The sequence below is a fragment of the Pararhodospirillum oryzae genome (assembly GCF_007992075.1).
Classification (GTDB): domain Bacteria; phylum Pseudomonadota; class Alphaproteobacteria; order Rhodospirillales; family Rhodospirillaceae; genus Pararhodospirillum; species Pararhodospirillum oryzae.
The window spans coordinates 1-21,302 of the sequence record NZ_BJZO01000031.1 but is presented as its reverse complement, the minus strand read 5'-3'; the positions used below and the strand labels follow the sequence as shown (position 1 = coordinate 21,302).

The 21,302-nt window shown below is 66.2% G+C and carries 15 protein-coding genes; 8 read left to right on the top strand and 7 right to left on the bottom strand.

The features are described from left to right. Nucleotides 1-41: 41 nt before the first annotated feature. The 4 genes from ROR02_RS06930 (at nt 42) to ROR02_RS06915 (ending at nt 9,209) form a co-directional block, all read left to right on the top strand. The gene (locus ROR02_RS06930; protein WP_147163291.1) at nt 42-1,028 is read left to right on the top strand and encodes a substrate-binding domain-containing protein; all 987 of its coding nucleotides are present in this window, start codon (nt 42-44) and stop codon (nt 1,026-1,028) included. Nucleotides 1,029-1,215: 187 nt separating this feature from the next. Then, nucleotides 1,216-4,749, top strand: a complete 3,534-nt coding sequence (locus ROR02_RS06925; protein ID WP_147163290.1) for a hybrid sensor histidine kinase/response regulator — start codon at nt 1,216-1,218, stop codon at nt 4,747-4,749. Nucleotides 4,750-4,986: 237 nt separating this feature from the next. Then, a complete protein-coding gene (parC, locus tag ROR02_RS06920) occupies nt 4,987-7,224 on the top strand; it encodes a DNA topoisomerase IV subunit A (RefSeq protein ID WP_147163289.1) in 2,238 nt (745 codons plus the stop codon). 506 nt (nt 7,225-7,730) lie between these two features. Then, nucleotides 7,731-9,209: a methyl-accepting chemotaxis protein gene (locus ROR02_RS06915; RefSeq protein WP_147163288.1), complete on the top strand. Its 1,479-nt coding sequence runs from the start codon at nt 7,731-7,733 to the stop codon at nt 9,207-9,209. An 82-nt stretch (nt 9,210-9,291) separates the two neighbouring features. Here the strand turns inward: ROR02_RS06915 and ROR02_RS06910 are convergent, their stop codons facing one another. From ROR02_RS06910 to ROR02_RS06880, 7 genes are all read right to left on the bottom strand, one after another. Continuing rightward, complete coding sequence (locus ROR02_RS06910; protein WP_147163287.1) at nt 9,292-10,119, bottom strand: ABC transporter permease; 828 nt, start codon at nt 10,117-10,119, stop codon at nt 9,292-9,294. 50 nt (nt 10,120-10,169) lie between these two features. Then, nucleotides 10,170-11,390: an ABC transporter permease gene (locus tag ROR02_RS06905; protein WP_147163286.1), complete on the bottom strand. Its 1,221-nt coding sequence runs from the start codon at nt 11,388-11,390 to the stop codon at nt 10,170-10,172. An 85-nt stretch (nt 11,391-11,475) separates the two neighbouring features. Then, complete coding sequence (locus tag ROR02_RS06900; protein ID WP_147163285.1) at nt 11,476-12,528, bottom strand: ABC transporter substrate-binding protein; 1,053 nt, start codon at nt 12,526-12,528, stop codon at nt 11,476-11,478. Between the two features lie 136 nt (nt 12,529-12,664). Then, nucleotides 12,665-13,753 (bottom strand): ABC transporter ATP-binding protein, encoded by a 1,089-nt coding sequence (locus ROR02_RS06895; protein ID WP_147163284.1) that lies wholly within the window; start codon nt 13,751-13,753, stop codon nt 12,665-12,667. Nucleotides 13,754-13,866: 113 nt separating this feature from the next. Then, nucleotides 13,867-15,315 (bottom strand): sigma-54-dependent transcriptional regulator, encoded by a 1,449-nt coding sequence (locus ROR02_RS06890; RefSeq protein ID WP_147163283.1) that lies wholly within the window; start codon nt 15,313-15,315, stop codon nt 13,867-13,869. 183 nt (nt 15,316-15,498) lie between these two features. Beyond that, nucleotides 15,499-16,053: a Mov34/MPN/PAD-1 family protein gene (locus ROR02_RS06885; RefSeq protein WP_147163282.1), complete on the bottom strand. Its 555-nt coding sequence runs from the start codon at nt 16,051-16,053 to the stop codon at nt 15,499-15,501. Between the two features lie 26 nt (nt 16,054-16,079). Further along, complete coding sequence (locus ROR02_RS06880; RefSeq protein WP_176599699.1) at nt 16,080-16,679, bottom strand: hypothetical protein; 600 nt, start codon at nt 16,677-16,679, stop codon at nt 16,080-16,082. Nucleotides 16,680-16,727: 48 nt separating this feature from the next. Between ROR02_RS06880 and ROR02_RS06875 the strand changes: the two genes are divergently transcribed. The 4 genes from ROR02_RS06875 to ROR02_RS06860 all read left to right on the top strand — a co-directional run bounded on the left by ROR02_RS06875 (nt 16,728) and on the right by ROR02_RS06860 (nt 21,185). After that, a complete protein-coding gene (locus ROR02_RS06875) occupies nt 16,728-17,756 on the top strand; it encodes an RluA family pseudouridine synthase (protein ID WP_147163281.1) in 1,029 nt (342 codons plus the stop codon). A gap of 373 nt (nt 17,757-18,129) precedes the next feature. Continuing rightward, nucleotides 18,130-19,005, top strand: a complete 876-nt coding sequence (gene rpoH, locus ROR02_RS06870) for an RNA polymerase sigma factor RpoH (protein ID WP_147163280.1) — start codon at nt 18,130-18,132, stop codon at nt 19,003-19,005. 409 nt (nt 19,006-19,414) lie between these two features. Next, on the top strand, nt 19,415-19,753 hold the full coding sequence (locus ROR02_RS06865; RefSeq protein WP_147163279.1) for a P-II family nitrogen regulator: 339 nt from the start codon (nt 19,415-19,417) through the stop codon (nt 19,751-19,753). 19 nt (nt 19,754-19,772) lie between these two features. Further along, entirely contained in the window at nt 19,773-21,185 is a 1,413-nt protein-coding gene (locus ROR02_RS06860; protein WP_170245005.1) for an ammonium transporter, read from the top strand. Nucleotides 21,186-21,302: the final 117 nt, after the last annotated feature.

Sequence of the window (21,302 nt, the reverse complement as noted above, 5' to 3'; positions counted from 1 at the left end):
CCTTGTTTTTCCCGTTGGGACCGAAAGGAAGGCGGTGCAGCATGAGCAAGGTGTGGACGGCGACCAGCCTGCTTTTCCTTCTGGTCCTTCTTGGAGGCATTGCCCTGGCGGGCAGCGCCCTGGCGCAGGGCGACGCCACGACTCCCCGGAAAGGCCCGGTGATCGGGTTTTCCCAGGCCACGACGGTTGAACCCTGGCGCCTTTTGTTTAACGAGGAGTTGCGCGCCGAGGCGGCCCGCCATCCCGAGGTCACCGTGCTGATGGCCGACGCCAACGACAGCGTCGCCCAGCAGGTCACCGACATGGAAGGCTTCATCAAGCGCAAGGTCGACGCGATCTTGATCTCGCCCAAGGAGTCGGCGGAGCTGACCCCGGTGGTGATCAAGGCCGCCGACGCGGGGATCCCGGTGTTCGTCCTCGACCGCAACGTGGAGACCGACCGCATCACCCAGTTCATTGGCGGCGACAACCGTGCCATCGGGCGGGCGGCCGGGCACTACGCCGTGCAGCTGCTGGGCGGCGAGGGCAAGGCCCGGGGCATGATTTTCGAGGTCTGGGGCGGCATGAAAACCCGCCCGAGCCAGGATCGCCACGACGGCTTTCACGAGGTCGTTGAACGCGAACCGGGGATCCGCTTCGTGGGCCAGCCGGTGGACTGCGACTGGAAACAGCATCTGGCCTACGAGGCCATGCTGGATATCCTGGACAAGGAACCCCGGATCGATCTGGTTTATGCCCACAACGATCCCATGGCCTATGGCGCGTGGATGGCGGCGCGCGACGAGGGCCGGGCCGAGGGCATCGCCTTCCTTGGCATCGACGGCATTCCCTCGGAAGGCGTGCGCTGGGTGCGCGACGGGGTTTTGTCGGCGACTTTCCTGTACAAAACCCCTGGCGACGAAGGCCTGCGCCAGGCCTTGAAGTTTCTGGCCGGAGAACCGATCGCGCGCACCCTCACCTTGCCCACCGAGGTGATCGACCGGCAGCGGGCCGAGGAAATCCTGGCTGCCCGCAAGAATCAACCCTGACGCCCGCGCCCGCGGGGCTTTCTTGCGTTCGCTGCTTGCCTCTTGAATCCAAGGCGGCAAGGATCAGGTCTTCTTCCCCAGGGCGTTTGCGTTTTGTCCCGTGCCGGACGGGGGCGCGCAAACGCCCAGGGGGTTTCCAGGAAGACAAGGAGGCTCGGGCCTCCGAACCGGGACAGGCGCGGCGATCATGCGGGCCGTTCATTTCAAATCCAAGACCTGGGCCGCGCTCGCCATCGCGGCGACCGCGTTGCTTTCCGTTGGAGCAACCGCGATCGCCGTTGCCACCTTCGACAGCCTGGGCACGGCGATCAAGGTGACGACCGGGGAGACCATCCCCGCCCTGGGAGCCGCCTTGCGCTTGCAGGAGTCCACTACGGTTCTGGCCGCGTCGGCGCCGGTGCTGATCGCCTCGCGCGATCGCGACCAGCTGGCGGCCGAGTACGAACGCATGTCGGATGTGCTGGAGCAGGGGGTGGCGGGCCTGGAAACCCTGCGGCGCATCGGGCGCAGCCGGCCCGCCGATCTGATCGAGGCCCAGGGCCAGGACCTGGCCCACTCCCTGGCCGACATGAAGGAGGCCACCCTTCAGGCCATCGCCTTGTCCGAGGAACGGGCCGCCTTCCTGCGCTCCATCGCCGATGCCCAGGAATCCCTGCTGCAAACCGTCAGTCCCATGATCTATGGCGCCCGCGCCCAGCTTGACCTGCTGGCCCGGCGCACCGTGCGCGCCAGCAGCCGCTCGATGCGGGTGGTGCTCGATGTCCATGGCGCCCGCCTGGACAGTCTGCGCCGCTTGCAAGACGCGGCCCAGGCCGTGCCCCAGGCCAGGCCAACCCACGCCGGAGCCGTGCAACGTCTGGGCGATGCCATCCAGGACGTGAAGGGGCATTTCGAGGCGTCCTTGATGGCCCCGCTGCCGGATCTGCTGATCGCGGCCAGCGCCAACCCGGTGGATCAGACGGGAACCGCGTGGCGAACCGCCCTGTCCGGCTGGATCGACGCGCGCCTGCGGAGCGAGGCCCAGGACCTGGAATCCCTTCACGCGGTGGTGGCCGACGGGCTGGACACGGCGATTTCCGACCTGATGGCCGGGGCCGTGCGGGATTTCGGCTATATCGTCGACATCAAGGCCGAGGGCAACCAGATCATCGGCCTGTTGAACACGGCCGCCAACGCCCAGACCGAGGTCGCCTTGCCGTCCTTGCAGGGGCGGATGGATCAGTCGCTGGCCATTTTCGCCGACGCGGCCGAAATTTTCCAGCGCAGCAGCCTGGCCCAGCGCAATCCGGTGCTGGTCGAAAGCCTGATGAAAACCCGCGATACGCTGGTGGCCCTGGGGCAGGGCCCGGAAAGCGTGTTTGTCCTGCGCCGGCGTGAAATCGAGGACGAAGCCCGCTTGCAGGCCCTGCTGGCCAGCAACCGGCACATGGCCCAGCAACTGGGCCAGGCGGTGCACACCCTGGTTGCCTCCATGCAAGACGAGGTGAACCGTCGAGGCGCCGGTCTGGGCCAGTCGGTGCTGTCGAGCAAGGCCATGCTGGCGTTGCTGTGCGCGGGCTCCTTGCTGCTGGCCGCGGCCATTGGCATTGTCACCTTGCGCGAGCTGGAGGCCAACGAACGCGCCTTGCGCAACGCCCGCGATGCCGCCGAAGTGGCCAACGACGCCAAATCCGACTTCCTCGCGACCATGAGCCATGAGATCCGCACCCCGATGAACGGAGTCATCGGCATGGCCGGGCTGCTGCTGGATACCCCCCTTGATTCGGAACAGCGGCGCTATGCCCAGGCCATCAACGATTCCGGCGAGGCCCTGCTGACCATCATCAACGACATTCTCGATTTTTCGCGCATGGAGGCGTTTCGCCTGAACCTGGAGCCGGCCGATTTCGACATGGTGGGGCTGATCGACAGCGTGGTGGAAATCCTCTCCCCGCGTGCCCAGGCCAAGGGGATCGAGATCGCCCAGGGTCTGGATCCTCAAGCCCGGGGCTGGTTCCATGGCGATGCCGGCCGGCTGCGCCAGATCCTGCTCAACCTTGCCGGCAACGCGGTCAAGTTCACCGAACAGGGGTGGGTCTCGGTGCAGGTGAGCGTGGTCCCCGCGAGCGCCGAGGCCAGCCCGCCCCCTGACACCATTCCCCCCCCCGCCGGGGAAGACGCCACGACCCTGATCTTGGGAACGCTGTCGGTTCCCGCCGACGACCCGCCGCGCGTGGTGATCCGCTTCGAGGTGTCGGATTCCGGCGTCGGAATCCCGGCCGAGGCCCTGCCGCGCCTGTTCAACCGCTTTTCCCAGGTGGACAGCACCGCCCGGCGCCGGTTCGGAGGCAGTGGCCTGGGGCTGGCTATTTCGCGCCGGCTGGTGGATCTGATGGGCGGGCGCCTGGGCGTGCGCAGTCAAGGCGGCGTGGGGAGCACCTTTTGGGTGGAGGTGCCGTTGCGTGCCCTTCCCGATCATCCCCCGGCCGACGTCGCGGTGTTCGATCAACTGCGAAACCACCCGATCCTGGTCGTCGATGATCTTCAAATCAATCGCAGCTTGCTCAAGCGGCAGCTGGAATCCTTTGGCTTGAGCGTGGAAACAACGGGCGACGGCGTTCAGGCCTTGCAGGCATTGGCCGCCGCGCGCGACGCCGGCCGGCCGTTTCGCTTCGTGCTGCTTGATCAGATGATGCCGGGCATGACCGGCCTGGACGTGGCCAAGGTCATCCACGACGATCCGACCTTGAGCCGGGATGCGCTGGTGGTGCTGCTGACCTCGGGGGGAGCGGTGCCCGGCGAGCGGGCGACGCTTGCCGACCAGGGCGTGGCCCTGGTGTGCCTGAAGCCCATCCGGGTGCACCTGCTGCTGGCCGAACTGGTGCGTCTGGAAAGCCGGCGCGAGGCCACCGACCGGCCGGCGCAACCGGCGAAGCCAAGAGTTCCGCAAAAGGCCCTGCGTATCTTGCTTGCCGAGGACAACATAACGAACCAACAAGTAGCCGCCGGGCGGCTGCGTCGCATGGGGCACCGGGTGGATATTGTCGCCAATGGTGCCGAAGCGGTGGAAGCGGTGCGTTCCTTCCCGTATGATCTGGTGTTCATGGACATCCAGATGCCGGAAATGGACGGCTACGAGGCGACAGCCCGTATCCGGGATTTGCCCTCTTCGGCGGCGACGGTGCCGATCATCGCCATGACGGCCAATGCCCAGGAGTCCGATCGCGCCCGCTGCCTGGCGGCGGGCATGAACGATTATGTTGCCAAACCCTTCCAACAGGCGACCATTCAAGCCATGATCGACACCTGGGGCGGTGCCCCTGCCTCTTCTCCTTCCGATGCGCCCCCCCCCTCGAACCCGGAGCTGCCCCTTCGGCAGGGCGATCCCGTGTTCGACCGCGATACCCTGGTCGATCTGCTCGACGTGATTGGCGAGGAGGAACTGGGACGCTTGGCCGCGTTGTTCTTCGACCGCGAGGGCCCGGAACTGGAAACGCTGAAAACCGCCGGCGCCGCGCGCGATGGGGCGGTGCTGCGCCGCCTCGCGCACCGTTTGAAGGGGGCTTCGGGGAATCTGGGGTTCCTGGCCCTGTCCCGGGCGGCCGACCGCCTGGAAAAGGCCGCCCTGGGTGACACCGACGGGAACCACGATGCCCTGGTCGCCGAGGTTGTTTCCTGCTTCCAGGTCACCCTGGGGGGCTGGCAGGCTGGAGACTGGCGTTTGGATGGCGCGCACGCCTGATGATCGGAACCGAAAAGCCCGAACCGCTTTTCGGATAGGTCGAACGTAAAATAGAGTGAGAGCGCCGTGTCCGGGTCCGGTTCGACGCGCGGGCGCCATGAAGGCCCGTGGGCCGGTTTTGTCGTCGGGTAACGCGTTTTCACTTTCCTGGCCCCGGCCGTCCGGCTCCTGCCCTCGAAGGATTTCGAGGCGGGAGGCACGGTGGTGGCCTTTTTGTTTTCTGGAGATTTTGCCGACATGAAGAAGGGCGCTCCCGTCCCCCCTCCGCCCCAGGACATCAAGGAAACGCCGCTGGCCGAGGCCTTGTCGGAACGCTACCTGGCCTATGCCCTGTCGACGATCGTTTCGCGCTCGCTCCCCGATGTGCGCGACGGGCTCAAGCCGGTGCACCGGCGGCTTTTGTACGCCATGCGTCTGCTGAAACTCGACCCCGGGTCGGGGTTCAAGAAATGCGCGCGCGTGGTTGGCGACGTTATCGGTAAGTATCACCCGCATGGCGACACCGCCGTCTACGATGCCCTGGTGCGTCTGGCCCAGGAGTTCGCCGCGCGCTATCCCCTGGTCGAGGGGCAGGGGAACTTCGGCAACATCGACGGCGATAACGCGGCGGCGATGCGCTACACCGAAGCGCGCCTGACCCTGGTCGCCCAGGTCCTGATGGAGGGCCTGGACGAGGACGCGGTGGATTTTCGCCCCACCTACGACGGCGAGGACGAGGAGCCGGTGGTCATGCCCGGCGCCTTTCCCAACCTGCTGGCCAACGGGTCGGCGGGGATCGCGGTGGGCATGGCGACCAACATTCCCCCCCATAACGCCGCCGAGGTGTGCGACGCGTTGTTGCACCTGATCAAGCACCCCGACGCCGACACCGACGCCTTGATGGAGCACGTCAAGGGCCCCGATTTTCCGACCGGGGGCCTGCTGACCGAAAATCCCGAAACCGTGAAGGCGGCCTACCGGACCGGTCGCGGCGCGCTTCGGGTGCGCGCGCGCTGGGTCAAGGAAACCTTGAGTCATGGTCTGTGGCAGATCGTGATCACCGAGATCCCCTATCAGGTTCAGAAGGCCCGCCTGATCGAACGGATCGCCGAGCTGATCAACACCCGCAAGCTGCCACTGCTGGCCGACGTGCGCGACGAGTCCACCGATGTCATCCGCCTGGTGCTGGAGCCGCGCAGCCGCTCGGTCGAGGCGGAAACCCTGATGGAACAGCTGTTCCGCCTGACCGACCTGGAAACCCGCTTCAACCTGAACATGAACGTGCTCGACGCCGATGGGGTTCCCCGGGTGCTGTCGCTGAAGGCGGTTCTGGCCGCGTTTCTCGCGCACCGCGTGGTGGTGCTGGAACGGCGCAGCCGCCACCGCCTGGGCAAGATCGCCCACCGGCTGGAGGTGGTGGCGGGCACCTTGATTGCCTACCTGAACCTTGACGAGGTGATCCGCATCATCCGCGAGGAAGACGAGCCCAAGCCGGTGTTGCGCGCTCAGTTCTCGCTCACCGACATCCAGGCCGAGGCCATCTTGAACACCCGCCTGCGCTCGTTGCGCCGCCTGGAGGAAATGGAGCTGCGCCGCGAGCACGAGGCGCTTTCGCGCGAACAGGCCGAACTGGAGGCCCTGCTGGGCGACGAGGCCCTGCGCTGGAAGGCGATCGCGCGCGAAATCAAGGCGGTGCGCAAGACCTTCGGGCCGGAAACGGAGCTGGGGCGTCGGCGCACCGGCCTGGCCGAGGCCCCCAGCGCCGTGATCGTGCCGATCGAGGCCCTGATTGAGCGCGAGCCCATCACCATCCTGGTTTCCAGGCTGGGGTGGCTGCGCGCGATCAAGGGACACCAGGACCCGGGCGACGACGTCAAGGTCAAGGAAGGGGATGCCCCCTGGCTGGTCTTGCAGGCCCTGACCACCGACAAGCTGGTGATTTTCGACAGCGCCGGGCGCTTCTATACCCTGGCCGCCGACCGGGTGCCGCGCGGGCGGGGCTTCGGCGAGCCCATCCGGCTGATGATTGATCTGCCGGCCCAGGCCGACCTGGTGACCATTCGCGTTCACGACCCGGCCCGCAGGCTGATCGTCGCCGCCCAGTCGGGGCGCGGCTTCATGGTCGAGGAAAAGGACGTGCTGGCCCAGACCAAGGCCGGACGGCAGGTCCTGACCCTGGCCGAGGGCGACCGGGCCCTGGTCTGCCATCCGGTGACGGGCGATCACGTGGCCATCGTGGGCACCAACAAAAAACTGTTGGTGTTCCCGCTTGATCAGGTGCCGGTGATGGCCCGGGGCAAGGGGGTGATCTTGCAGCGCTACAAGGAAGCCGTCTTGTCGGATCTCAAGACATTCACCCTGGCCGAGGGCCTCACGTGGCCGTCGGGCGAGCGGGTGCGCCGGGAAACCGATCTCACGGCGTGGCTGGGCGACCGGGCCGGGCAGGGCCGCCTGCCACCGGCCGGCTTCCCCCAGTCCAAGCGCTTCGACGGGTAGGGGCGGGCGCCTCTCCCTTGATCCGGGACCGGCACGCTTCCTTTGTCATCGGACCCGGTGTTGAGACCGTACAACATCCAAGAACGGGGGCTCAGAGCCCCCGGATTGGAGTCCTCCACCTTTTTCAAACCGGGCGGGCGCCGGCCCGCGCTCTGGTTTTCTCGGAGTCGGGCATTTTTTCTGCTCGGGGCAAGCGCGAGGGCTCGACATATGTCAAGGCATCACCACGTCATTCCTGCTTTTCCAAAGAGCGCAGGCGTGCGCGTCTTCCCCCCTCATGATTTCCCCGAAAAGCGGCTCGCGTTTTTTATGAGCGCAAAAAGGGAAAACAAGAAGTCAGGCAACTTGACGCGTTGCGTTGGTTTTGTGCGGCCTTCACGGAAGCAATGCGGTACAATTGTCCCGCCTCTTTCATGATGGAATCCTAATGATAACCGCACGGGATCACTTGTTTTCATCTGGAACGGGAAACGCGTGATACGCGAGTGAGAAAGGAAGCGTGACCCATGTTGGGCTTTTCGGGCAGTCGTCTGGATAATCAGGCCGTTCTTGACGCCTTGGACCGCTCCCAAGCCGTCATCGAATTCAAGCCGGATGGCACCGTCTTGAAGGCCAACAAAAATTTCCTGGAGTTATTTGGCTACACGGCATCGGAGATCGAAGGAAAATCCCACGAGATTTTTGTGGAACCGGCATTCCGGGGGACACCGGAATATCGCGACTTCTGGCAGACCTTGCAGCGTGGCCAGTACCAGCGCGCGCGGTTCAAGCGGCTGGGCAAGGGCGGGCGCGAAGTGTGGATCGAGGCGTCGTACAATCCCGTGCTGGCTTCCGACGGATCGGTGCGCAAGGTGGTGAAATACGCGACCGACATCACCGCCTCGCGCATGCAGTTCGCCGACCTGCTGGGCAAGGTGAACGCCATCACCAGATCCCAGGCGGTGATCGAGTTCGATCTGGACGCCACGGTTCTGGACGCCAACCAGAATTTTCTTCAGGCTCTGGGGTACACCCTGGACGAGATCAAGGGCAAGCCGCACCGCATTTTCGTCGAGTCCGCCTACGCGGTCAGTCCCGAGTATCAATCCTTCTGGGAGCGCTTGCGGCGGGGAGAATACCAGGCCGGGCGGTTCAAGCGGCTGGGCAAGGGTGGGCGTGAAATCTGGATCGAGGCGTCGTACAACCCGATTTTTGATCTCAATCAAAAAGTATGCAAGGTCGTCAAGTTCGCGACCGACATCACAGCCCAAATGGCCCTGCTCGCCGACCTCAAGCGCTTGATCGACGTGAACCTGATCGACATCGAGCGGGCGATTGAGGAAACCGACCACCAGTCGCAAGGGGCGGCCAGGGCCGCCGGCGAAACCCTGGCCACCATGCAGACCCTGGCCGCGAGCACCGAGGAAATGGCCGTGTCGGTGGGCGAGATCTCGGGCAACATGGCCCAGTCCCTCCAGGCCACCAACACCGCGTTCGAGCGCATGGAAGAGGCCGGCCAGTCGGCGGAACGCCTGGCCAAGGCGGCGGTGGACATGGGGGGGATCGTGTCCTTGATCCAGGACATCGCCGCCCAGATCAATCTGCTGGCCCTCAACGCCACCATCGAGGCGGCACGGGCCGGCGAGGCGGGCAAGGGCTTTGCCGTGGTCGCGGGCGAGGTCAAGAACCTGGCCAACCAGGCCGCCCGCGCCACCGATCAGATCTCGCGCGAAATCGACGCGGTGCAGGGCATTTCCACCGATGTGGTGGCGTCGCTCTCGACCGTGGGCACCTCGATCACCAGCGTGCGCGAGCTGGTGACGACCATTTCCTCGGCCGTCGAGGAGCAAAGCGTGGTCAACCGCGACATGTCCAGCCACATGCAGTTGGCCACCGATGCCGTGGGCACCATTTCGGACAATATCGAGGGCATCTTGAAGGCCATCGATCAGGTGGGGGCCGCCTTGGACAAGACCAAGGAAGCCGCCGTGGTGCTGGCGAACTGACGCCCGGGGGCGGGTTTCCCCCTGAACGCATAAAAAGGGCGGCTTTCCGGGGCCGCCCTTTTCTCTTCGGGGGGGAGCAAGATCAGCGCGCGATGCCGCGCACCTTTTCGTTATGGCGACGCAGAACCTCCAGGGTGATCAGCAGCAGGGTTGAAAACACGATCAGCAAGGTGGCCACGGCCATGATCGAGGGGTTGATGCTCTCGCGGATGCCGCTGAACATCTCGCGCGGCAAGGTGCGCTGCCCCGGTCCCGCGACCAGCAGCACCACCACCACCTCGTCGAACGAGGTTGCGAAGGCAAACAATCCCCCCGAGGCAACCCCGGGCGCGATCAAGGGCAAGGTCACGCGCCGGAAGGTGAGCAGGGGCCCGGCCCCCAGGCTGGCGGCGGCCCGCGACAAGGTGACGTCGTAGCCTTGCAAGGTGGCGCTGACCGTGATCACGACAAAAGGCACGGCCAGGGCGGTATGGGCCAGGATCAACCCGGCATAGGACCCCGTCAGGCCCAGGGGCGCGAAAAACAGATAAAAGCCCACGGCCACGATGACCACGGGCACGATCATGGGCGAAAGCACCACCGCCATCACCAGCCCGTGGCCGGGAAAGCGGGCGCGCGCCAGGCCCACGGCGGCCAGGGTGCCCAGCACGGTGGCGATCCCGGTGGAAACGGAGCCCACGATCAGGCTGTTCCTCAGGGCGCTGGCCCAGTCGGGATCACTCAGCACGGTTTCGTACCAGCGCAGCGAGACCCCTTGCAGCGGGTAGGTCAGGAACGGCCCGCCGTTGAAGGACAAGGGGATGATCGCCAGCAAAGGCACCATCAAGAACGCGAACACCAGGATCGAAGACCCCCACAGGACGGCCCGCCACAGACGTTCCTCGACGGTGAGGGAGGGGGAAGCGCTCATGGGACGGGACTCCTTGGGCCAGGGGCGAACCGGGGGGGCGGGCGGGGGGGCTACGCGGGCTTGACCTGACCGTGGCCAACCAGCCGGCTGTACACGCTGTACAAGATCAAGGTCGCCGCCAGCAACACGGTGCCCAACGCGGCGGCCATGCCCCAGTTGACGGTATCCGAGGTGTAAAAGGCGATGAAGTAGCTGAGCATCTGATCCGACGCACCGCCCACCAGGGCCGGGGTGATGTAGTAGCCCAGGGCCAGGATGAAGGTCAGCAAGGTGCCGGCGCCGATCCCGGGCAGGGTCTGGGGCAGGTAGATGCGCACGAAAGCCACCGTGGGCGGGGCCCCCAGCGAGCGCGCCGCGCGCATGTACACGGGCTTGATGCCCTTCATCACCGAATACAGGGGCAAGATCAGGAACGGCAGCAAAACGTGGGTCATGGCGATGACCACGCCAACCCGGTTGAAGATCAGGCGCAGGGGGTCGTCGATCAGGCCCAGGGTCATCAGGAACTCGTTGACCAGCCCCTTGTCTTGCAACAGCACCACCCAGGCGGCGGTGCGCACGAGAAGCGAGGTCCAGAACGGCAGGAGAACCAGGATCATCAGCGGATAGGCCAGCCGGTCGGGCAGGTTGGCCAGCAGGTAGGCCACGGGGAACCCGAGCAGAAGGCACAGGCCGGTGACGCTGAAGGCCACGACGAACGTTCGGGTGAGCACGTCCACGTAAATGGACTCGTCGGGCGGCGCGGCGCGCAGCCCCCCGGTGGGCGAGCGTTCCAGGTCCACGGCTTGCAGCAGGAAGAACGAGGTCAGCGGACCACTGGCGCGGGCGACGGCGGCCCATACCTCGGGATTGGCCCAGCGCTCATCAATGGCGATGAGGGTTTCGGTCCACGAAGAGGCGCGGGAAGGCAGGGCGCGGGCGGTGCCGAAAACCAGGGATCGCGCGCCGGCGGCATCGTAGTTGAGGCGGCGCGCGGCGGTGGCCAGGGTGCGCGCCTTGTGGCTTTCCTGGATGTCGGCGGCCAGCGCGGCGAACACGGATTCCCCGGGCAGATGGGCGCGGTCGGTCCAGGTGTCGATGGCGCCGCACACCCGGGGCCAGACCTGGGACAGCTCGGGATCGTGGACGGCGCGGCGCATCATGTCGGCGATGGGCACCAGGAAGGTCACCAGCAAGAACAGCAGCAAGGGCGCGACCAGGGCGAACGCGCCCAGCTTGCGCCGCCGTTCGGCCCGGTGGAGACGGGCCTTGAGGGTGAGGGGCTGGCTCACGAAAACGGCCTCCTGTCTTTGGTCTGCGAAGGACCCCGGAGCCCCGCCGGACTCAGCGGCCGGCGGGGCGGGCACGATCACGGGCTTATTGAACGGCGGCCCACTTGTTGAAGCGTTCGGTCAGGCGGTCGATGTTTTCCAGCCAGAAGGCATCACTGATCTGCACCGCGTTGGCCATGTTGGCGTCGGCGGTCGGCAGGTCGGCGACCCGCTCGGGCGGAATCAGGGCGTTGGCGCCCTTGGCGCTGACGCCGTAGGCAATGGCCTGGGGCAGGCCGGCCTGCACCTCGGGGCGTCCGGCGAACTCCAGGAACTTGTAGGAAGAATCGAGGTTTTCCGAGCCCTTGAGGATCACCCAGCTGTCGAGGGTGAACAACGAGCCATCCCAGACAATGCCGAAGTTGCGCCCGCCTTCGCGGTTGGCGGCGTCAACGCGGCCATTGTAGATCGAGGTCATCACCACCTCGCCCGAGGCCAGGAACTGGGGCGGCTGGGCGCCCGACTTCCAGAACACCAGGTCCTTCTTGATGGTGTCGAGCTTGCGGAAGGCCCGGTCCACGCCTTCGTCGGTGGCGAGAACCGTGTACACATCGGCCGGCTTGACCCCATCGGCGATCAGGGCGATTTCCAAGGTGGTCTTGGGGCCGCCGCGCAAGGCGCGCTTGCCCGGGTACTTGGTGGTGTCAAAGAAATCGGCCCATCCCTTGGGCGCGTCGGTCAGCACGTTCTTGTCGTAGCCCAACACGAAGTTGTACACGATCGAGCCCACGCCGCACGACGACACCGCTTCCTTGATGTAGCGCTCGGGGCCGCCCAGGCGCGCGAAGTCGAGGGTTTCAAACAGGCCTTCGTCGCACCCCAGGGCCAGCTCCTCGCTTTCCACCTGGACCACGTCCCAGGTGGCATGACCGCCTTCAACCTTGGCACGCAAAACGCCGATGCCTCCGTCCCAGGACTCGTCCATCAGGGGGGTGCCCGTTTCCTTGACGAAGGGCTCGAAGTAAACTCTTTTCTGGGCGTCCTGGTAGGCGCCGCCCCACGAGACAACGGTAAGGTCCCGGGCCTGGGCCGCAACCGTCAGGGCCGCGGCCGCAACAAACGCGGCGCCGCCGGCAAGCGTTCGGATGATGGGTCGCATCGACGTTTCCTTCTGGGGCGCGGGAACGCCGCGGCGCGGGTTCCGGCGCGGGCAGGGAAGGGCAGGCAACCGCCTGCCCGGCGAACAAAGCGAACGGCTAAAAAGCCCCCGCTTTCGATACAGGACGGGCCCCGGGTCAGCCGATCGGATCCAGGGCCAGGCAGTCCTCCACGGCAACCGAAACGGTGATCGCGTCCCCGGGTTCGGGAATCGGCCGGCTGACCCGATAGCGCAGCTTGATGGTGAAATCCTCGTTGCCGGCCACCCGAGCGCGCAGCCGCACGTGGTCGCCATGGTAGATCACTTCCTCGACCATGCCCGGCAACGCGTTGACATCGCTGCCTATTTCTTCCAGGTGAAGCCGCTCGGGCCGGATGGAAACGCTGGTGCGCGATCCGCGCAGGGTGGCGCGCGGACAGCGGGCGCGCAGGCACTGGCCATCTTCCAGGCGCACCAGGGCGCGCTCGCCGTCCTGGGATTCGACATGCCCGTGCAGCACGTTGTTTTCGCCGATGAAATGAGCCACGAAGCTGTTGCGCGGGTTTTCGTACAGGCCACGCGGCGAATCGAGCTGCTGGATGATGCCGTCGTTGAACACCGCGATGCGGTCCGACATGGTCAGGGCCTCGGTCTGGTCGTGGGTGACATAGGCCACCGTCACCCCCAGGCGGGCGTGCAGATGCTTGATTTCCATTTGCATGTGTTCGCGCAGCTGCTTGTCGAGGGCGCCCAGGGGCTCGTCCATCAAGACCAGTTGCGGCTGGAACACCAGGGCCCGGGCCAGGGCCACGCGCTGCTGCTGGCCTCCCGACAACTGGGCGGGACGGCGCGCGTCCAGGCCCTCCAGGCGTACCATGGCCAGGGCATCCAGGGCCCTTGCCCGGGCCTGGGCCCGGGGAACCTTGCGTACCCTCAAGGGAAACATCACGTTTTCCAGGATGCTCATGTGCGGAAACAAGGCGTAATTCTGGAAAACCATGCCGATGTCGCGCTGGTGCGGGGGCATGTTGTGCAGGGAAACCCCATCCAGGAGGATTTCGCCTTGGGTGGGCACCTCGAACCCGGCCAGCATCATGAGCGAGGTGGTCTTTCCGGAGCCGGACGGGCCCAGCAGGGTCAGGAACTCCCCGCGCCGGATGTCCAAGTTAAGGTCCTTCACGACGAGGGTATCGCCGTCATAGGTTTTCTGAACGCCCCGGAACGCGACGAGGATATCCTCTCCCATTGGCTTTCCCTTGTGTGATCAGCCGGCGATGGCGCTCAGAATGCGCATCTTTGTGGCCGACGACAAGCCCATGCATGGCAAGAGAGCACAACGCCCACGCGTAGAAACCGAAGCTACGAAGATTCCTCGTCCCAAATTTGTTTTTTGCGATAAATGGTGCTGGGGCTCACCCGCAGCAGGGCCGCAGCCCGGGGCACGTTGCCCCCGCACGCCTGAATGGCGCGCTCGATGGCGCGGCGTTCGACCTGCCACAAAGGCTCGATCGCTTCCATCGCACAGGCGTCCTCGGTGGTCGGGCGGCGCGGGGCGGCTTCGGCGCTCGCGCGGGCGGGGGTCGTGGCCAGCGGGGCGGCGCTACCCGGTGGCCCGGCGGGCTCGCCTTCGCCCGCCAGGGGGGGCGGCAGCATGGCCAAGGTGACCTCGGGGCCGTCGTTGAGCACCACGATGTTGCGCAAGACGTTGATCAGTTCACGCACATTGCCCGGCCACGGGTAGGCCAGCAGGGCCTGGGCCGCGTCCGGGCTGAACCCGCGAAAAGCCTTGCGCTCCTCGGCGGTGATGCGGGCCAGGTAGTGGTCGGCCAGTTCCAGGACATCCCCCCCCCGTTCGCGCAAGGCCGGCATGCGCACGGGGATGACGTGGAGACGATAATAAAGGTCCTCGCGAAATCGTCCGGCGCGGACCTCGGCCAGCGGATCGCGGTTGGTCGCGCAGACAATGCGGACATCCACCGGCCGCCGCCGATCGTCTCCAACCCGCTGCACGACACCGGATTGCAAGAAGCGCAGCAGCTTGGTTTGGAGATTCGGATCCATTTCGCATATTTCATCGAGGAATAAGGTTCCCCCGTCGGCGGTGGCCGCGGCGCCTTCGCGATCGGCCACGGCCCCGGTGAACGCGCCCTTGACGTGTCCGAAGATCTCGCTTTCCATCAGATCGCGCGGAATGGCCCCGCAGTTGAGGGCCACGAACCGGCCGCGCGCGCGGGGGCCGTTGCGGTGCAGGGCCTCGGCCGCCAGTTCCTTGCCGGTGCCGCTTTCCCCGGTGATGAACACGGTCGCATTGCTGGCCGCCGAGGCTTCGATGCGGCGGTAGACCCGCTGCATGGCCGCCGACGAGCCAACGAATCCGGCAAAGGCGGCGATGCCCAGGTTTTCGCGCAGGACCTCGACCTCGCGCGACAAGGTCAGATGGTCGATCACGTTGCGTAGCGTGACCAGGAACCGCTCGCGGGTGAAGGGCTTGACCAGAAAGTCGTCGGCGCCCGCGCGCATGGCGTCCACGGCCAGGGTGACCGAGCCGTTGGAGGTGACGACAATCACGCCCACGGGGGCCGCGTCGGCCCGCACCTTGCGCAGGATGTCCATCCCGCTCATGTCCGGCAGCATGATGTCGAGCAGCAGGACATCGGGCGGAGTCCGGGTCAGGGCGGCCAGGGCCTCGGCGCCGGTTTCAACGTGCTCGACAATCCAGTCGCCGCCCGAAAGGTGATCGAGCAATAAACGGGCCTGGACCGGCGTGTCTTCAATCAACAGAATTCTGGGTTTCTTGGGGAGAGTCATGACAACCCCTGGACTTCTTGCGGTCCCAGGGGACGGGCTCGCGGCACCCGTCCCGTTGCTTGAGCGGATGGAAGTCCACTTTTTTTCTGCATCTTCCGTCACTATGCGCCCCTCTTGTCTTCGAGGCTATCTAGCCAAAAGAATATTTTTGCGCGTTGACGGAGAAGATTCATAGAATTGCGTTCATCCATTGATTAAAGGGGAAGGCGCAAGGGGACGCAAGGGCAGGGGCCGCAAGCGGTCCGGGGGCGCCGTGTCGGGGCCCAGCGCGAGAAACGCCCGGGGGGGAAGGGCCCGGGCGCCGGGGGCGGGAACGCCAACGATGATCCAGACCAGCCCGCTTTCGGCCGCCAGGGTGCCGTCGAGGCCAGAGGGGGCACCGTGTCCGCCGGGATGGGAATGCCAGTGGCCGACCACCGTTTGTCCAAGGGGGCGCAGGGCCCGCGTGAGCGCCAGGCGGTGCTCGGGAGGGATGGCGAACCCGGTGCGCGGCGTGACGGCCGCGTTGACCACGGGGTGCACCCCGTGCACATGCACCCAAGCGCCCTCGCGTCGTCCGCTCAGCAGGCCGCACGCCTCCTCGGGAAAGGCGGCCCGGGCGGCGGAGGTCATCGCCTGGGCCAGGCAAAACGGAAGGGAGACCTGCTCGACGGTGGTTGGCTCGACGGTGTTTGGCTCGACGGTGTTTGGCTCGACGGTGGTTGGCTCGACGGTGGTTGGCATGTCGGACCCGGGCAACACCGGCCTCCTTCGACAAGCGGACGTCAGGGGGTGTCCGTGACCAGCACGGTTCCCAGCACCGTTCCATGGGTCAGATCGACCAGCACCACCCGGTCGCCTTGTCCCTTCGGCCCGCCGGTCAGCTCCAGGACCAAGGTGGGCCCGGCCACCCGCGCGGCCCGCAGTTGCGTGCCCGGGGGCTGGCGCAGGGAAAGGGTGCCGAACGCCGGGGGCGGGGCGGGTTCCGCCGGCGGGGCCGGTTCCGCCGGGGGAGGCGGTGCGGCTGGCGCGAAGGGGGCGGGGGCGCGGGCCAGTCCGCCCCAGGTGCCGGCGATCTGGCCGGGCAGGGCCGGGCGGTCGTCGGCCCGGGGCAGGGGGGCGGTGGCGCTCGTTCCCTCGCCGGACGGGGGCTGGCTTTCCCGGTGGAGGGGGGCGGGGGGGAGTCGCGGCCCTTCGGTTCCCGGATCGGACCCCTCCCGGGCGGGCAAGGCGGGGGTCGGGGCCGGCATGGGGGCCTGCCGGGCGGCATGACCGCTCTCGCCCAGGGACTGCGCCTTGTGGTACAGACCGTAGCCCAGAACGCCCAGGCCGGCGACGATCAGCAGACTCATCACGACCACAAGGGCTTTTACGGCTTTGAGCACCCTTTTTTCCTCCGTTTTGTTCAGCCCAGGTTAGAACGCGCCCGTCCCATGCCCGATCCTTCTTTCCGCGCCCCGTCCGCGCCGGCCTCCCTGGCTCCATCCGTCCCGGAGGAGGGCGGCCTTGCCCGTCACGAACGCCTCGTCGGCCCCGACGAAGCGGGGCTGCGCTTGGACAAATGGCTGGCCGGCGTGGGGACCGGGCTGTCCCGGGCCCGACTACAGGCCCTGATCGCCGAAGGGCGGGTCAGCCTGGACGGGGATATCATAAAGGACGGATCCCGGCGGGTCAAACCGGGGCAGCGGGCCCTTGTCGAGGAGCCCGCGCCCCTGCCGGCCATCCCCCAGCCCCAGGCCATGGCCCTGGCCGTGGTGTTCGAGGATGACGACCTGATCGTCCTCGACAAACCGCCGGGCCTGGTCGTGCACCCGGCGCCCGGCAACCCGGACCAGACCCTGGTCAACGCCTTGCTGGCTCATTGCGGCTCTTCCCTGTCGGGGATCGGGGGGGTGTGCCGGCCCGGCATCGTGCATCGCCTGGACAAGGATACCAGCGGCCTGATGGTCGCGGCAAAGACCGACCTCGCGCACCAGGGGCTGGCCGCCCAGTTCGCCGTTCACTCCCTGACCCGGGCCTACCAGGCCCTGGTGTGGGGGGTGCCCCGCCCGGCGCAGGGAAAGGTGGAAGGCAATATTGGCCGCCATCCCACCTTGCGCCAGCGGATGGCCGTGGTGAAGGCGGGCGGCAAGACGGCCCTCACCCATTACCGGGTGCTGGAAGCCTGGGGCACCGATCTGGCCCTGGTGGAATGCCGGCTGGCCACCGGACGCACCCATCAGGTGCGCGTGCACATGGCCAGCCTGGGCCATCCCCTGGTCGGCGATCCCGTTTATGGCCGGCGCACCGTGCCCCGCTCGCTGCCTCTCCCCCTGGCCACCGCCCTGGGGGCCTTTCCGCGCCAGGCCCTGCACGCCGTGCGTCTTGGATTCGTGCACCCGCGCTCGGGCGAGAGCTTGTTGTTCGAGTCTGCGTTGCCGGACGATCTGGCCGCCCTGGTCCGGCTCGCGCGCGGCGCCTGACAGCGGCCGTTTTTCCCCCGATCCCGACGGTTTTTGCCCCTCTCGCCACCCCTCTTTCGGACAGGGACACGATATGTTCTCTTCCCGAAGGAGTGGGGATATGGAAATAGGGATAGGTATCGCTTTCATACTTGACCAACTCGGTCCGACTTAATACATTCTTAGGTACAGGGGAAGGAGAGGGCCGTTTACCTGGCATGTAGCGGAAACGCCTCCTTCCCTGCCATCCCAACAGGCCCGCGAAGGGCCGCGAGACCGGCCACGAGAGGGGCCCGGCGGGTGGCGGGGGAGGCGTCCAAAGCGCCAGCGCGGCAGCGGGAAAAGGAGCCCAGGAAACAAGGCTCCTCCCGGGAACAGGAGAGGAGGCAGGGGCATGGCGACGGCGGTTTATGGTCTCGTGAATGGTCCCGAGGGAAATCTGGTCCGGTATCTCCAGGAAATTCGTAAGTTTCCCATGCTGGCACCCGATGAGGAATACCAGCTGGCCTGCCGGCTGCGTCGCGATGGCGACACCGGGGCCGCCCATCGCCTGGTGACCAGCCATCTGCGGCTGGTGGCCAAGATCGCCCTGGGCTACCGGGGATATGGCCTGCCCCTGGCCGAGGTCATCAGCGAGGGGAACGTGGGGTTGATGCAAGCGGTGCGCCGCTTCGATCCCGAACGCGGCTTCCGTCTGGCAACCTATGCCATGTGGTGGATTCGCGCCTCGATCCAGGAATACATCCTGCATTCGTGGTCGCTGGTGAAGATGGGCACGACGGCCGCCCAGAAAAAGCTGTTCTTCAACCTGCGCAAGATGAAGGGGCAGTTGCAGGTGATGGAGGAAGGGGATCTGTCTCCCGAAACCGTCACGGTGATCGCCACCCGCCTGGGCGTGCCCGAGCAGGACGTGGTGTCGATGAACCGGCGCATGGGGTGCCCCGATCATTCGCTGAACGCGCCGGTGCGCGCCGACGCGGAAGGCGAGTGGCAGGACTGGCTGGTCGATGAGGGCGACGACCAGGAAACCCGCCTGGGGGATTCCCAGGAGCTGGGGCAGCGCCGGGAGTTGCTGGGCCAGGCCCTGGCGACCTTGAACGAGCGCGAGCGCGACATCCTGACCCAGCGGCGGCTGCGCGAAACGCCGGTGACCCTGGAGGATCTGTCGCGGCATTACGGCATTTCCCGCGAACGGGTGCGCCAGATCGAGGTGCGCGCGTTTGAAAAGCTGAGCGCCTTCATGCGGGCCGGGCACGCCGGAGCCGCCTGACTTCCTCCAGGGACGAAGGATCCATTCGTCCGCAAGGCAGCACGATCACGCAATGGGGCGAGCGAAGGCGCGCCCCATTTTCCCTGTTTATCGCTCCGGGATGGGCGGGGCGGTTTCGGTAAAATATAAACTAATGTTCCCCTGAAGAACGAACCGGGAGGGGGATCGCGCTCCGGGCGCGCGGCGTTGCCGGCGGGCGCAACGAGCGAGTTTTGCCTATTTTATAGGCTTCATTTGAGATATAGCCTTATTTTTAGGCGTTGATTTCTGCTTCGGACCCAAAAATGACGGAAACGCGGCCAGTTTTTCACTGGCACGCGGTTTGCTTGCTGATCCTCCGAAACCCGGGTCGCTTCTTTTTTTGCCTAAAACGGGCCATGAGGCGACAGACCCGCAGCAGGGGGATTCGATGAAACTCGTTACTGCTATTATCAAAACGTTCAAACTCGACGAAGTCCGGGAAGCCCTGACGGCCCTGGGGATCGAGGGCATGACCGTGGCCGAGTGCAAGGGGTACGGCCGCCAGAAAGGGCAGACGGAAATTTACCGCGGGGCGGAATACGTCGTCAATTTCCTGCCCAAGCTGAAAATCGAGCTGGCCGTTGACGATGACCGGGTGGACCAGGTCATTGAAACGATTTCTCAAGTCGCCCGAACCGGCAAGATCGGTGATGGCAAGATCTTTGTCCTCGGGCTGGAAACGGCTGTGCGCATCCGCACGGGCGAGACTGGTTCGGACGCTCTATAATCCGACAAGGGGAAGTCTCATGAACCACCTGTTGCGCAAGGCCACGGGGGCGTCGCTGGCCCTGGGTCTTCCGGCCCTTTTGATGGGCAACGCGGCCTGGGCCCAGGATGCTTCGCCGGCCGAAAGCGCCGCCGAGGCCGCCGCCGAGGCCCTGGGGGCCGCCGCCGATGTCGTGGCCGAAACCGCCCAGGCGGTGGCCGCCGTCGCCACCGAGCCCAGCCTGTCGGCCGGTGACACGGCCTGGATGCTGACCTCCTCGGTGCTGGTGCTGATGATGCTGGTGCCGGGCATCGCCTTGTTCTACGCCGGCATGGTCCGCAAAAAGAACGTGCTGAGCGTTCTCATGCAGTCGGTGTTTGGCGCGGGCATCTTGTCGGTGCTCTGGGTCGCGGTGGGCTACAGCATTGCCTTTTCCGAAGGCAACCCCTTCTTCGGCGGCCTGTCCAAGGCCATGCTGGCGGGCATCGGCCCCGAAACCCTCTCGGGCACCATTCCCGAGTACGTGTTTGTCATGTTCCAGATGACCTTTGCCATCATTACCCCGGTCATCATCCTGGGCGGCCCCGCCGACCGCATGAAATTCAGCGCCGCCATGGTGTTCCTCAGCTTCTGGCTGGTGCTGGTCTACGCCCCCATCGCTCACATGGTTTGGGGACCGGGGGGCTACCTGGGCGGCGACGGCGTTCTGGACTTCGCCGGTGGCACCGTGGTGCACATCAACTCGGGCGTCGCCGCCCTGGTCGCCTCGATCATGATCGGCAAGCGCAGCGGCTATGGCGTTGAAAACATGGCCCCGCACAATCTTTCCCTGACCATGGTCGGCGCCTCCTTGCTGTGGGTGGGCTGGTTTGGCTTCAACGCCGGCTCGGCGCTGAGCGCGGGGGCCAGCGCTGGCGTGTCGATGATCAACACCCACGTCGCCACGGCGGCCGCCATCGTGTCGTGGTCGCTGGCCGAATGGATGGTGCGCGGCAAGCCTTCCTTGCTGGGCGCGGCCTCGGGCGCGATCGCGGGTCTGGTCGTCATCACCCCGGCTTGCGGCTTTGTCACCGTGTCGGGCGCCCTGATCATGGGCCTGATCGTCGGGCCGGTGTGCTTCTGGGCGGTGTCGGGCCTCAAGGCGGCGCTGGGCTACGATGATGCCCTCGACGTGTGGGGCGTCCACGGCATTGGCGGCATCCTGGGCGCCATCCTGACCGGCGTGTTCGCCGTCGCGGCGATTGGCGGCGAGGGCAAGTCGGGCCTGATCGACGGCAACCCGGGCCAGCTGATCTTGCAGGTCGAAGGCGTGCTGCTGACCTTGGTGTGGTCGGGCGTGATTTCCGCCGTGCTGCTGAAGGTGATCGACATGACCATCGGCCTCAGGGTGTCGAAGGAAGTCGAGACCGACGGCCTGGACTTCGCCTTGCACGGCGAGCGCATTCACGACTGATGATTTCCGGCGCGGGCCCCCTTTCGGGGCGGGCCGCGCCGCCTCGCCGATCAGAAACAAGGCCTCCGGGAGCGTTTCCGGGGGCCTTTCGTCTCGTTCGCCTAGACTGAAACTGGA